The organism is Anaerococcus jeddahensis, from assembly GCF_001182725.1.
GTDB lineage: Bacteria > Bacillota > Clostridia > Tissierellales > Peptoniphilaceae > Anaerococcus > Anaerococcus jeddahensis.
In genome coordinates, this window is sequence record NZ_CWHU01000004.1 from 325,806 (window position 1) to 340,090 (window position 14,285).

Sequence of the window (14,285 nt, forward strand, 5' to 3'; positions counted from 1 at the left end):
TATATAGGCAAAGGAGGAAATAATGGATGATAGAAATTTAATAAAAGGAATCAAAAACAAAGATGAAAAATATTTGATTGAATTCATTAACCTTTATGGGCCTATATTAAAAGGAGTTATTGTAAAAACTATAGGAAATAGGAGAAATATTCTAGATGAAATTTTAAATGATGCTCTCCTTGGAATTTGGGATAATATAAATTCTTATGATCCTAATAGGTCATCTTTTAAAAATTGGTGTGCAGGAGTTGCCAAATACAAGGCAATTGATGCCATTAGAAAAGAAGCAAAACACGACTGCCTTGATCTTGATGATATTTCAGGTTTTATTTATGATAAAAATTTAGAAAATTATGATGAAAGCGAAAAAATTCTTGAAATGTTGTCAAAAAAAGACAGGGAGATTTTCAAAAAATTATTTATAGAAGGCTATTCCTACGATGATTTAGAAAAAATTACAAAAATCCCAAAAGACAGACTCTACAACAAAGTTAGCCGTGCCAAAAAAACTTTAAGGAGCAAATTATGAAAAATATCTATGACAAAATAAATGATATGGATTTTGAAATTGAAAAAATCGAATTAAACGATTTTGAAAAAGAAAAATTAATAAAAACTGCAAAATCCTACAGAAAAAATCAAAAATCAAAAAAATTTTTACCAATAGCGGCTGCATTAATCCTAGTAGCTGGACTTAATATTCCAATTGTAAAAGCCGAAGTTTCAAAATTTACAACAGACATAAAAGTAACAATGATGGAAGCCTTTGGTGCAAGTCCTGATTCCTACAAATATATGGCAGAAATTAATAAACCAGTAACAGTTGGAGAAGATTCATTTGTAATCGGAAATATAGCCTTTGAGGATAATAAAATCTTTATAAATACCCTAAGAAATGGAGAAAATTTTAAAGAAAATACAAAAAACAATTCAAATTTGTATAAGGTGGTAGTTGATGGAAAAGCTTATAAAGCTATTGGCTCATCAGGAAGCGAAGGTTTGTTAGAAGATAAAAAAACATCATCAGAAAATCTTATGATAAATTTTGACAAATCTTTTCCAAAAAAAGATAAGACGAGCGTAGATTTATATTTTGCAGATGCAAATAAAAGCCAAATAATTTCAATAGAATCCCCAATGAATACAATAAACGAAGACAACAAAATTTTCGCTGAAAATTTAAAAATAAAAGGAACAAACGCCACGATTTCATTAATGAAAATAAATCCAATGACCCTTACAGCAACAATAAAAAATCTCGATCAAGCCTATGTTTACGAACTAAAAGGAGTTGACGAAAAAGGAAATAAAATTTCTTTAGATGAAAGAGTCAAAGATGAAAATTCAACAACTTTTATCTACAACAAAGATTTCTCAGACCTAAGCCTAGATGAAATAAAAGACGGAAGAAATTTTAATTTTACTCTAAGCCGTTCAAAAATGAATGAAAATTCTGGCAAAGAAAGTGATGGCAACTTTGAAAAATTTGCAGAATTTACATTAAGTGCAAAATAAAATTTAATTTTAAATAAAAAATTCCTCAAAATGAAATTAATTCATTAAGAGGAATTTTTTATTTTATTTGGCTGATGCCCTTTGAAGTTTCATATTTCTTTTTCTCAATCTTAATACTATATAAGATGCATATATGATAGTATATACAATTATCCCTAACATATTATCCTTCACATTAGCAGAATATAGTACCATAACATGAATATATATGCCTATAAAAAATGGATACGCCATTTTTTGTAAATTTTTCCAACTTTTAGCCTTCATTTTACGACGTACTGCCTTAAAAGAAGTTATAAAAAGAGGAATTAGCATCAACAATAAAAATATTGTTATTATTGATGCAATTAATTGTCTTGTAGGCATAGAACTAGGATTTGTAAATAGGATTGGGAAATAGTGTAAACCAAATATTATATTGTGGCTGAAAACCAATATACTTGCTATTATAGATATTTCCCCACGAATAGCCATCAATTTTTTTGAAAAATCATTGTGCTTTGTAACAGTTCCTAAAAACATTACTATCATAAAAGTCGCTGTAGCAAAAATCCCCCTTGAAAATATCTTCATGAAATATTCATTAAACCAAGCTGGGAAATTTCTATCAAAACCCATATTATAATAATAAACTACAAGTCCTGTCCAAACATATATACCTACATAAAATGCGACAGGATATTTCTTAATCAAATTAGCTGTTAGACTATAAAAAATTATAGTAAACAGGATTCCAGTAATTAAATTCATATTTTTCTCCTTTCTATATATAAAAGCCTATTCTTCTTTTTTAGTAGAATCTTTTGCCTTATCAGCTGCAATTGGCTCTTCTTTATTTTTTAAAGGAGACAACTGAGGATTTTGCGTGCTTTGAATGTTTTTCAAATCAGGTTTTTTTTCGGATTTTTCCAACTCTTTATTGCTAGAGTTTTTATTTGATTCATTCTTATTAGCATCTTTCCTATTTTCTACAGAAGAGTTTGTAGAAGATTTTTCTTGCAATTTCTTAACAGAATTTGCCTTGATCTCTTCCTTTTTCTTTTGAGATTTTTGATTCAAAGACCTAACTTCTTGATTTTCTTTTTTAACAGCTTTTTTCACTACTACCATTACATAAGCTTCTCCTACTTCTTTTGCATTTTTCGTTTTAAATTGTAGGACTACTCTTTGTGGATCTTCGCTTACTTTGCTATAGTCTGGTTCTTTTTTGAAGCCTACTTCTACTGAACCGTCTTTTGGTATATTTGAGAATTTTGCTTTGTATTCTTCTAGGCTTGGAGCTTTGCCGTTAACTATTATTGCTTGTGTGTTAGCTCTTTGTGGTGTAAATTTTTCACCTTTATCATTTTCATCAGCATCTGCTAATCCATCTCTGTCTTTATCTCTATAAACCCAATATTCAATTGTTCTTACTAAAAGCTTGTCGCCTTTTTCTGCCTTGAATTTTAGTTTGATTGTTTTGACACCATTTTCTGGCCATTCTTCGTCACCTATTTCTGGTGTTCCACTTATGGTTTTTCCGTCAAATGTTATACCTTTTGGCAAGCCTTCTATTTCTGGTAGTATATTTGCACCATCTAAAAGACTTGTTACTGTGGCTGGTCTTATTGATCTACCTTCTAACCATTGTTGTCCATTTGATTCCATCAAGCTTGTGTCGATTACTTTTTGGTCTACTTCTATTTCTTTTTTAACAGCTTTCCTTACTATTACCAGTAAATAAGTTTCTCCTACTTCTTTTGAATATTTTGATTTGAATTGTAGGACTACTCTTTGTGGTCTTTCATTTACTTTGCTGTAATCTGGTTCTTTTTTAACGCTTACTTCTACTGAACCGTCTTTTGGTATATTTGAGAATTTTGCTTTGTATTCTTCTAAGCTTGGAGCTTTGCCTTCTACTATTATTGGTTGTCTATTTGAGAATGTAGCTGTGAATTTTTCGCCTTTATCGTATTCTTCGTCATCGGATATGCCATCTCTGTCTTTATCTCTGTACAACCAATATTTGATTGTTCTTACTAAAATCTTATCGCCTTTTTCTGCCTTGAATTTTAGTTTGATTGTTTTGAAGCCACTTCCATCTTCTGGCCATCCTTCGTCACTTCTTTCTGGAGTGCCTGATATGGTTTTTCCGTCAAATGTTATACCTTTTGGCAAGCCTTCTATTTCTGGCAATATATTTGCACCATCTAAACGACTTGTTACTGTTGCTGGTCTTATTGCTTGACCTTCTATCCATTTTTGTCCACTTGATTCCATCAAGCTTGTGTCGATTACTTTTTGGTCTACTTCTATTTCTTCTTTTGCTTGTGGTTTTTCATTTTTAGCAGCTTTTTTTACTACTACCATTACATAAGCTTCTCCTACTTCTTTTGCATTTTTCGCTTTGAATTGTAGGACTACTCTTTGTGGAACTTCGCTTACTTTGCTATAGTCTGGTTCTTTTTTGAAGCTTACTTCTACTGAACCGTCTTTTGGTATATTTGAGAATTTTGCTTTATATTCTTCTATGCTTGGTGCTTTGCCATTAACTATTATTGGTTTTCCATTAGCTCTTTGTGGTGTAAATTTCTCGCCGTGATCTTTATCGTCATCGTCGGATATGCCATCTCTGTCTTTATCTCTGTAAACCCAATATTCAATTGTTCTTACTAAAATCTTGTCGCCTTTTTCTGCCTTGAATTTTAGTTTGATTGTTTTGAAGCCACTTCCATCTTCTGGCCATCCATTATAGCTCGGTTCTATTGTTCCTGATATGGTTTTACCATCAAACGTTAGGCCTTTTGGTAGTCCTTCTATTTTGCCAACTATTTTTGCTTCCGAATCAAGACTTGTTACTGTAACCGGTCTTATTGGCTGACCCTCTATCCATTTTTGTCCGTTTGATTCCATCAGGCTTGTATCGATTACTTTTTGGTCAACTTCTATTTCTTCTTTTACTTGTGGCTTTTCATCTTCTTTTTGTCCATTTTCTTTTTCTTCTACTAAATGTTTATCTGATTCTTTTCCAGATAGTTCGAATTTTGCATATACAATCTTTGGTAAGTTTGGATTATCCCCTTCTAATAATTTATATTGAAGTTCTCTATTTACAGGCAATTTATCTGTTGTATATTCATAGCGATTACCCTTCTTTGATACTAGACGGATTTTAACTTTTTCAAATTCAAATGATTTTGGAGCATCAATTGTTTGGTGGCTTGCTATATTACGACTATCTGCATAATCCATATCAACCTTATCTAACTTGTACCATTTTTTACCGTCAGCACTATATTCTAAGCCGATTATATAATCTTCACTATAGTTTCCAACTAATATTCTGAAGTCATCATAAGATAATGATTTTTCGTGAACTACTTTTGCCTTAATAATTTTAGCATCACCATATTTTTTTAGATTATCTCCATTTTCAATTGTTTTTCCATCTTCATCTTTTATACTGATTCCGTTAGCTTGGAAATCTTTCCATTTTACTTCTTTGAAGCTTCCATCTTTCTTTGTAACTTTTAATTTAAGCTCAGAAAAATCAACACCGTCGCCCTTATTTACTTCTATATTTTTGTTTTTAGGCTTTATTATTGAAATTTCTTTTACGTCAGTATTTGTTTTGTAATCATTTGAAGATTTTTCTGCTGCTTCTCTCGTTGCTGCTGAAATTCCACTTGCACTTACAGTTGCTCCTGAAATGCTATCGAATAATTCTTTTGAACCGTAACGGTTTGACATATATGCTTTTACAATTCTTGAAAGTAAAGTTAAGTCTGATTCTGAATTATCTCCTCTAAATCCTCTTAAATGATCTAGATAAGATCTTCCAAATAATTCAGCTACTTTTTCTTTAGGATTTTTGCTATTTCTAATTGTTTCAAAATATTCTCTATAAAGTCCCATTTTTGCAATATTTAATCTACCTTCTTTGCCCTTTAGGAAGGAAAGTACTTTTTCTGCTTTTTGTCTAAATGGTCCCATATCATCGCCATATTCTGATTTTAAGCCCACCTTGATATTTGAGATTTCTCCATTTTCAACTTTTATATATGTTCTTGTCTTTTTAGTATTAATATAACCAACGCCCCAACCTGTATATTCTCCATCTTTGAGTGGTTCGGTGTTGTAATATTTTTTAAGTGCATCATCTATATTTTCTTCAGGTTTTTTACCTGGTTTATCATCTGGTTTTCTGTCAGGATTTTCATCCGGTTTAACATCTGGTTTTTTATCTGGTTTTGAAGGATTAGTTTCTCCACCAGCTTTTGATACTGCATCGTTTACTGCATTTATTATTCCTCTACTTGAAAATGTTGCTTCTGATACTGTATCTACGCTCTTTCCTGGTTTGCCTAATATTTTTGATATTACGCCTTTTGCCTTGGCAAAGTATGAGCCGTCTTCTTTGTGGGATAGGATTTCTACCTTTGTTATTGAACCCTTTGATATGGTTACTCTAACTTTTATTGGTCCGTTAAAGCCTTCTGATGTTCCTTCGTAAATACCATCTTTTAGCTTTTTATTGTTTTTACCTATTCCAATAGAATTTCCTGTTTTCTTATTTTTGCCCGCTTTATTATTTTTTGAAGGGCTAGGTTTTTTTGTTTTTGTTTGTTTTACCTTTTGATTTTTTGAGCCTGCTTTTGCTATTGCATTGTTTACTGCATCAATTATTCCCCTACTTGAGTATGTTGCACCAGATACTGTATCAACACTTTTTCCTGGTTTGCCTAGGATTCTTGATATAACACCTCTTGCTCGACTAAAGTATGGATTATCATCACTATAAGATAGGATTTCTATATTTTTTATTACTCCATTTGCTATGGTAACTCTTACGCTTATAGGGCCATTGTATCCTTGACCTGAACCCGTATATACTCCGTCTTTAAGGTCTTTGTTTCCTATTGTAACGCTTCCTGCAACATTTCCTCTTCTATTATTAGCATTTGATGAATTGTTTACAGCTTGCACCTTGGCTTGTTGTTTTGAACCAGCCTTTTGGATTGCGTTAGCTACTGCCATTTTTAATGCATTTGATGATATGGTAGCTCCCGAAACTGAATCTACATTCACGCTTCCTGTACTTAGAATTTGATTTATAACTGCATAGGCTCTTCTAAAGTATGCTGGAGTTTCATTTTGAGAAACAACGTTTATTGCACTTATTTTTCCATTTTTTATGGTTACTTTTACAGTTAATGCTCCACCATATCCATTTGCACTACCAAGATATTCACCATCTTTTAAGCCTTCTACTTTTTTGGTGTCTTTCTTTTTGGTTTTTTCTTTTATTTTTTCCTTAGATCCAGCTTTTTGTAGAGCTTTTGCTACAGCATCTTTTATGGCATTTGATGATATGGTAGCTCCTGAAACTGAATCTACATCTACGCTTCCTTTTCTTAAAATTTCATCTATTACTGCTAGGGCTTTCTTGAAATATTCCTCTGTTTCATTTTGGGATATTACTTTAATGTCTGTTAATTTTCCATTTTCAATGGTTATTCTAACAGTCAACAAGCCACCGTAACCTTCTGAACTTGCTTCATATTCTCCGTCTTTCAGATCTTTCGAAACACGGATAGTTTCATGAATATCTTTGTCCTTTTTGCCCTCATTGAGCTTATTATTTTTTTCTAATACAGACATTGACGATCTTATAATAGCTACAGATGCTGCACCTACAATAAAAATTGCCAATACTTTTTTCAAAAATGTATTTTTCATCTTTCCTCTTTATAAAAATATATTTAGGTTATAAGGTACCTACTCCTTTTGATTTTTAGATAAAAAAATCTTAAATATAATTTTCGAGTATAAACTCTTTTTCTTTAAAATAAGTTCATTAACCTATTTTAAAAGTGATGAATTTTTAGAGATTCTTCGAATTTTGTTTTTCAAAAATTCTTCTAAAAAATTCGGTTTTAAGATTTGATATTGGTAAAAATAACTATAACTTTTCTAGTTTTATGGCAAATTTTCAAAAATAACTAAATGGATCTTGTTATTATTAGTCTTTTGCATAAATATTTTTATCTTATCAAAGGTTTTTTCCGAATAAATACAAATCCAAATTATTATAAATAAATCTTTAGCAATTGATTTTATTCGTTTTCAGCTATATTTTATCCTATATCAATTATTTATTTTTTCACATCTACTCCTTTCTAAAAAATTTCTTTTTTCCTAAAACTTTTTGTGAAAAAGTTTTACTTTCAATAATGATAATCACTATCCATTCAATTATACAAAATAGTTTTTAAAAAAACAATATTTCTTATCACTTTTTCTTAGAGTGTATTTTTTTATACAAATCCGTATTTTTCCATACTTTCAAGATAAAATTCATAGAAATTTCAAACAAAAAAACTGACTCAAAAGTTAGTTTTTTTCCTAACTTCTGAGTCAGTTTTAAATAGAAAAATTTATTTTTTTATAGCTTTTAAATTTTATTTTATAAATCATCTTCAATAACTGAAGATTTTGAATAAGCAGAAACTTTTCCTTCAAAAAAGTCAGTTTTTACTTGGTTTGGATCAGAATATTCGCTTACCCATTTCATTGATTGAGGTTCATCTTCATATCCTTCATAAATCTTTCCAAGTCCAAGGCCTTTTGCCCTTAAATTTCCCAAATATTTTATATAATCTTCAATCATTTGTGAATTTAGTCCTTGGATTTCATCTCCAATGGCATATTTCCCCCAGGCAATTTCTTGTTCTACTCCCTCTTTTAGTAATGAGCGATAAAACTCTTTTAATTCGTCTGTAAATAGGTCCGGTCTTTCTGCTTTCAAATCATTAATCATTGACCTAAATAGCCACAAGTGGGTATTTTCATCCCTATTGATATATCTAATTTCTTGGACAGTTCCTGGCATTTTTCCATTTCTTCCAAGATTGTAGAAAAATGAAAAACCTGAATAGAAATAAATTCCTTCAAGAATATAATTTGCAATCAAAACTCTCATCAAATTAAATTCGCTATCATCTTTGATAAATTCATTGTATTGGTCGCCAATAAATTTATTTCTTTTTAAAAGATGATCATCTTCCTTCCACAAATACAAAATTCTAGTCCTCTCATCAGGAGAGCAGATTGTATCAAGTATGTAGGAATAAGATTGAGAATGGATTGCCTCTTGGTAGGTTTGAATAGCAAGGCAAAGATTTATCTCATTTGCTGTTATATAGGTTTGAAGATTTGGCAAATTTGCAGTTTGAATTGAATCAAGATAGGTCAAAAATGACAAAATCCTATCATAAGCCTTTTTTTCAGCCTTGGATAAATTTCTATAATCTTTTATATCTTGGTTTAAATTAATTTCTTCAGGAATCCAAAAGTTATTCATAGCTTGGCGATACCAATCGCTTGTCCATGTATATTTTACATTGTTAAAATCATTAAGATTGGTTGTATTTCCATCGATAATTCTTCTTTTAGAAAGATCAATATCTCCATCTTCATTAAAAATTCCTCTTTTAGAAACTTCTTTATTATATTTTTTTTCCATGTTATCTCCTTTATTAAAATAAGTCCTAGTTCTTATTTACCCAATTTTTTCTATAAAATCTTAAATACTAAGTTGAAAGAAGCGAAGCTTCTTACAAAATCAACCCGCGCAATGATCGATTGCAGGGGGTTAATAAAGTAGGGGCTTGGGGATATAATTAGCTTGAAATTGTGCCAGTGGTACAATTTCAATAATTATACCGCGGACTTTATTCGTAGTTTTAATTTTAAATTGAATTTTGATTTAAGATTTTTTTAATTTTAAAAAGTAAGTTAGCGTGGTAAAAGGGGAGAATCGAAACTCCCCCTTTCTTCCCCCAAATCCGAAGTCATTAATTTTATATTATTTTTAAAATAAATTTATGACGCACAAGAATCACAATCTTCAACTTCAAGAGATTTTCCTCTTACATAATATAGGGATTTTACTCCTGCTTCCCATGCTGTTAGGTAAATATTTAAAATTTGTCTCATTGTGTATTCTGTTGTTATATAAACATTTACTGATTGAGCTTGGTCGATGTGTCTTTGTCTTACTCCACAAGCTCTCATGGAAATATTTTGGTCTATTGTATAGGCGTTTTCGTAAAGCCAGAAGGTTTTTGTGTTTAGTCCTGGGGCAACTCTTGGTACTATCGCTCCCTTTTTTTCTTCTAGGAAATACTTGTTCATTATTGGGTCAACTCCTGCAGATGTTCCTGAAATTATTGAAGTTGATCCTGTTGGAGCCACTGCCAACAAATATCCATTTCTAAGTCCATTTTGGTGAACATCTTCTTTTAATTTTTCCCATCTTTCGCTTTCATATCCTCTTTGTTTGAAATAATCTCCATTATCCCAATCACTTCCTTCAAAACAAGAATATGATCCCTTTTCCTTGGCAATTTCATTTGATGCTTTGATTGCAAAATAATTTATATCTTCATAAACCTTATCTACAAAATCAAGATGAGCGTCTTCTTCTGACCATTTTATGTCATTTTTTACCAGCATATGGTGGTAACCACTTGTTCCAAGGCCGATTGCCCTGTATTTTTTGTTGGTTACTTTTGCATATGGAGTTGGGTAATAATTTAAATCTATTACGTTATCAAGAGCTCTTACAATTGTAGAAACAACTTCTTCCAATTCTTCTTTGTCGTTGACATCAATATTTCCAAGTGTAAGACTTGCGAGATTACACTCTACAAAATCTCCAGGTTTGGTTGTATTTACAACTACAGTTTCCCCATCAATAGTTTTAATTTCCTCATTTACTGTTTCAGATGGGCTCATATTTTGGGCGATTTCTGTACAAAGATTTGAAGAATATATTATTCCCTTGTGTTTGTTTGGATTTGCCTTGTTTACTGCATCTCTATTGAAAACAAAAGGTGTTCCTGTTTCTGTCCATGATTTTATCAAAAGCCTGATCAAATCTTTTATAGCTATAACTCTTTTTGAAATTTCCTTGTCATTTACAAGCTTTTTATAAAATTCTTCAAATTCTTCCCCATAAGTGTCTTCGATTGATTTTCCATATTTTACCAAAACTTCGTGAGGATCAAACATGTACCAATCTCCACCAATATTATCCCTACATTCTTTCCAGAAAAGATCTGGCATGCAAACTGCTGGGAAAATATCGTGGGCCTTCATCCTATCATCACCATTATTTGTTCTTAGGGATAAAAATTCTGGTACATCCTTGTGCCAAACATCCAAATAACAAGCCACAGCTCCTTGTCTTACGCCTAATTGGTCAACGGCTACCGCTGTGTCATTGGCAAGTTTTATCCATCTTATAACTCCACCTGCCACATTTCTAATTCCCCTAATATCAGAACCTTGGGCCCTAACTTTTCCAAAATAAAGTCCCATTCCACCACCGTGTTTTGAAACTTGGGCAAAGTTTGTAATTGAGCGGTAGATTCCCTTCAAGGTATCTGGAACTGTATCTATAAAACATGAAGAAAGTTGGTTAAATGGCTTTCTCGCATTGGTCATGGTTGGTGTTGCCATGGTTGCCTTTAGTTGGGATAAAATATCATATAATTTTTTGGCAAATGAGACTTGATCTTTTTCTCCAATTGCAAGGTGCATGGAAATTCCCATAAACATTTCTTGAACGCTTTCGATATATTCACCTTCAAATGTTTTAATCAAATATCTTTTTGCAACTAAGTCCAAACCTGAATAGGTAAATAATTTATTCCTCTCTTCTTTTAAATATGCTCCCAACTCTTCCAAGTCCTTATTTGTATAGGATTTTAAAATATATTTTCCATAAAGACCAGCTGAAGTTAGGTATTGAACTTTTGACCTAAAATCAACAATCCCATATTTTTCTTCACTGAGACTAATTTTTAAATTAATCAAATGAATCATAAATCTTGCAGCAATAAATTCCCAATCTGGAGCTTCCTTGCTTGTAAGCTCACTTGCAGCCTTGATAAGGGCGTTTAACAAGGCTTCCTTGGTCATATTTTTCTTGGTAAAAGATTCAAATTTTAAATACAAAGACTCGATTGGATATCTTTGGTTGTCATACTCATCATTAATATCTTTGATTATAGAAAGAGTATATTCATCATCAATAAAAGATTCAAAATCAGTTAGGACCTTCCTGTCCATATTGTGCTTGGCCCTATAAAGAATGTAGGATTTAACTTCCTTATAATAATTATTTTCAATAAGCTCAAGCTCAACCAAATCTTGAATTTCTTCAACAGTAACTACATGGTCTTTGGGATATCTTTCTTTGATTGTGTTTTCTATATTAAGAGAAATTTTATCCAAATCTTCATCACTAATAAGAGAATCCACAGACCTAAAAGATTTAAAGATTGCACGATTAATCTTCTCCCTTTCAAAGTCAACAATTTTCCCGTCTCTTTTTTTAACTTCCATATCCACCCCTAAATATTGTTATTTTTATATCTAATCCACTATATATAGTGGTTACTCCAAAATTTCTACCTAACAATCATACCATAATATGGAAATTTTAAAAAGTATAAAACACTTATAATTTTTGAAAATATAATAATATTTTAAAGAAATAAATCCAAAATTTTCCACAAAAAAAGATATATCTTGAAAAATCAAAATATATCTTTATATCTTTATTTAATTTTCAAAAAGATAATCTACCACATCATCTTTTATAACTACAGTATCAACCAACATATCTGCCAAAGATTGTTTATTTGGACTAAAGCCTATGAATAAATACAAAATTTTTATAAAATTTTGAATATATCTTGCAAAAATTTCCCTCACTAAACAGTCAAAAAATGACAACTTTTCATCTTTTAGAGAAATAACTCTAATTCCCATAGCCATTTTTCCTAAAGTTTGACCATTATTCAAATAAGTTAGGATGAAAAAATATAATAAACAAATTCCTATCTCAATCAAAGGATTTATTTCTATATTCATAAAGGTCAAGTCAGTTTTTATTTGAAAAATCTTTATAATAATATTTGAAAAGGAATAAGCAACTATAGAATCTATAGCAAATGCTACAAGTCTTAGGAAAAATCCAGCATAGGCAAATTTGGGTATGGATATTGTTTTTTGGTTGTTCAAAGAATTATTTTCAATTATTTCCATATTTTCCATAATTTCACCTATTTTCCATAATAATACATTGGTAGCGGAGAATCTTTTTCCATCAATTCTTTTAATATTGCAAGATCAGATGATGAATTCTTATCCAAAATATTTTGAGCCTTTGAGAAGAATTTTTTTAATGAATAATCACTTCCTTCGTACTCAAAAACTTCAGGATTATCTAATTTATAATCTTTTTTCATATCTTCAATTGCATTATCAAGATTTCCAATTTTATCTACAAGCCCGTTGTTTTTTGCTTGAGCTCCATCATAAACCCTACCATCAGCAAGTTTTTTGACTTCGTCTTCTTTCATAGACCTTCCTTGAGAAACAACTTTTATAAACCTATCAAAAGAAGAATTTATAAGTTCTTGGAAATATTTTTTTTGCTCATCTGTCATATCTTTTCCAATAGAGCCTGCATCTTTCATCTTTCCTGTTGTTATATTTTGTTCTTTAATTCCATATTTTTCAAACAAACCTTGGAAAGATCTTGATGACATAATTACACCAATAGAGCCTGTTAAGGTTTCGTTTGATGCATAAATTTTATCAGTTGGGGCAGAAATATAATATCCACCGCTTGCTGCCATGGTCTTCATAACAGTAAATACTGGGATTTTTTTCTCACTTTGAATTTCTTTTATCTTATTTGCAATTTGCTCAGAATTATAAACAGCTCCACCTGGAGAATTTACTTGCATAATTACGCCTTTTATAGAATCATCCTTGTATATATCATCAAGTTGTTCCATAAAAGAATCATAAACATCACCATCTCCAATTGCTCCTTCATAAGAAAGAACAGCAATTTTATTTTTCTTGTCCCCTTCTTCCAAAACATTTTTATTTGCGGTCGCAGAAAATGGATTAAATTGATTAAAATATTCATTTGTTAATTTATCAGCTTGTTGATTTTCTATTTTCTCACTCTTATTTGATACAAGAGTTGACGCTACAAACAAAAGTAAGGCTATAGCAACCGCTATCCATCTTTTGCCATTATTTTTTTTCATATTAACTCCTTCAGTGTATTTTTTTATAATTACACTATATTATTTTAAATTTAAAGATTCAAGAAAAAATTTAGTTTTGCTTTTTTTTTACAATTGAGTACAATGAAAAAGCAAGACAATTATCGTTAACACTAGAGAAATTGTTTTTGTATAGTCTCTTAATTGAGGCTATTTACATAGAGGATTTTTACCAAAATTTAAAAGGTAAAAGTCCATTTTTTTTAAATTTTTCAAAAAAAATTGGAGATTTTAAAAATTAATTTTTTCTTAATTTTAAAAAATCTCCAAATTTAATTTTTATTATTATATATTTTTATTTCTTATTTTTCTTTTCAAGTCTTTTTCTTGTTTCATTCAAATTCATGAGTGTAAGGGCTACAAAAACTCCAAAAAAGCTTGAAGAGACTTTCCTCAGTATAAAGTGATTAATCAAAACCACCAATAAAATTGGAATTAAGACCCAAACTAAATTTGATAAATAAGGATGATTTTCATTAAAATTAATAAATTTTTCAACAAATACAATTTGAAAAAATAAAGTGAGCAAAAGAACAAGTAATACTTCCAAAATTAAAAATATAAGCCTATAATTTTGATAAAAATTTCTCAAAAATTCAACCATTTAAAACTCCTAATTCTAAAAGAGCCACGAGG

The 14,285-nt window shown here is 30.5% G+C and carries 9 protein-coding genes; 2 read left to right on the forward strand and 7 right to left on the reverse strand.

Features of this window, described 5'->3' with window-relative positions; genetic code table 11:
- The first annotated feature begins 22 nt into the window (after positions 1-22).
- Together BN2087_RS02670 and BN2087_RS02675 are read left to right on the forward strand one after the other, a co-directional pair.
- Positions 23-529 (forward strand): sigma-70 family RNA polymerase sigma factor, encoded by a 507-nt coding sequence (locus BN2087_RS02670; protein WP_049690353.1) that lies wholly within the window; start codon positions 23-25, stop codon positions 527-529.
- A complete protein-coding gene (locus BN2087_RS02675; RefSeq protein ID WP_049690354.1) occupies positions 526-1,515 on the forward strand; it encodes a hypothetical protein in 990 nt (329 codons plus the stop codon). The genes BN2087_RS02670 and BN2087_RS02675 overlap by 4 nt, the downstream gene beginning before the upstream one ends.
- A 63-nt stretch (positions 1,516-1,578) precedes the next feature.
- Here the strand turns inward: BN2087_RS02675 and BN2087_RS02680 are convergent, their stop codons facing one another.
- The 7 genes from BN2087_RS02680 to BN2087_RS02710 form a co-directional block, all read right to left on the reverse strand.
- The gene (locus BN2087_RS02680) at positions 1,579-2,265 is read right to left on the reverse strand and encodes a ferric reductase-like transmembrane domain-containing protein (protein WP_049690355.1); all 687 of its coding nucleotides are present in this window, start codon (positions 2,263-2,265) and stop codon (positions 1,579-1,581) included.
- 27 nt (positions 2,266-2,292) lie between these two features.
- Positions 2,293-7,233 carry an FMN-binding protein gene (locus BN2087_RS02685; RefSeq protein ID WP_049690356.1) on the reverse strand — a complete coding sequence of 1,647 codons (4,941 nt, stop codon included), beginning with the start codon at positions 7,231-7,233 and terminating at the stop codon, positions 2,293-2,295.
- Between the two features lie 727 nt (positions 7,234-7,960).
- A complete protein-coding gene (locus BN2087_RS02690) occupies positions 7,961-9,019 on the reverse strand; it encodes a ribonucleotide-diphosphate reductase subunit beta (RefSeq protein ID WP_049690357.1) in 1,059 nt (352 codons plus the stop codon).
- Between the two features lie 359 nt (positions 9,020-9,378).
- Positions 9,379-11,907, reverse strand: coding sequence for a ribonucleoside-diphosphate reductase subunit alpha (locus BN2087_RS02695; protein ID WP_049690358.1), 2,529 nt, complete (start codon positions 11,905-11,907; stop codon positions 9,379-9,381).
- Positions 11,908-12,126: 219 nt separating this feature from the next.
- Complete coding sequence (locus tag BN2087_RS02700; RefSeq protein ID WP_049690359.1) at positions 12,127-12,621, reverse strand: RDD family protein; 495 nt, start codon at positions 12,619-12,621, stop codon at positions 12,127-12,129.
- 8 nt (positions 12,622-12,629) lie between these two features.
- Positions 12,630-13,631 (reverse strand): signal peptide peptidase SppA, encoded by a 1,002-nt coding sequence (sppA, locus tag BN2087_RS02705; protein WP_049690360.1) that lies wholly within the window; start codon positions 13,629-13,631, stop codon positions 12,630-12,632.
- Positions 13,632-13,944: 313 nt separating this feature from the next.
- On the reverse strand, positions 13,945-14,253 hold the full coding sequence (locus BN2087_RS02710) for a hypothetical protein (RefSeq protein WP_049690361.1): 309 nt from the start codon (positions 14,251-14,253) through the stop codon (positions 13,945-13,947).
- Between the last annotated feature and the right edge of the window lie 32 nt (positions 14,254-14,285).

Excerpts from the sequence above, each read along its gene's own strand:
- BN2087_RS02670 (WP_049690353.1), top strand. The coding sequence starts at position 23 with ATGGATGATAGAAATTTAATAAAAGGAATCAAAAACAAAGATGAAAAA.
- BN2087_RS02675 (WP_049690354.1), top strand. The coding sequence starts at position 526 with ATGAAAAATATCTATGACAAAATAAATGATATGGATTTTGAAATTGAA.
- BN2087_RS02680 (WP_049690355.1), bottom strand. The coding sequence starts at position 2,265 with ATGAATTTAATTACTGGAATCCTGTTTACTATAATTTTTTATAGTCTA.
- BN2087_RS02685 (WP_049690356.1), bottom strand. The coding sequence starts at position 7,233 with ATGAAAAATACATTTTTGAAAAAAGTATTGGCAATTTTTATTGTAGGT.
- BN2087_RS02690 (WP_049690357.1), bottom strand. The coding sequence starts at position 9,019 with ATGGAAAAAAAATATAATAAAGAAGTTTCTAAAAGAGGAATTTTTAAT.
- BN2087_RS02695 (WP_049690358.1), bottom strand. The coding sequence starts at position 11,907 with ATGGAAGTTAAAAAAAGAGACGGGAAAATTGTTGACTTTGAAAGGGAG.
- BN2087_RS02700 (WP_049690359.1), bottom strand. The coding sequence starts at position 12,621 with ATGGAAAATATGGAAATAATTGAAAATAATTCTTTGAACAACCAAAAA.
- sppA (WP_049690360.1), bottom strand. The coding sequence starts at position 13,631 with ATGAAAAAAAATAATGGCAAAAGATGGATAGCGGTTGCTATAGCCTTA.
- BN2087_RS02710 (WP_049690361.1), bottom strand. The coding sequence starts at position 14,253 with ATGGTTGAATTTTTGAGAAATTTTTATCAAAATTATAGGCTTATATTT.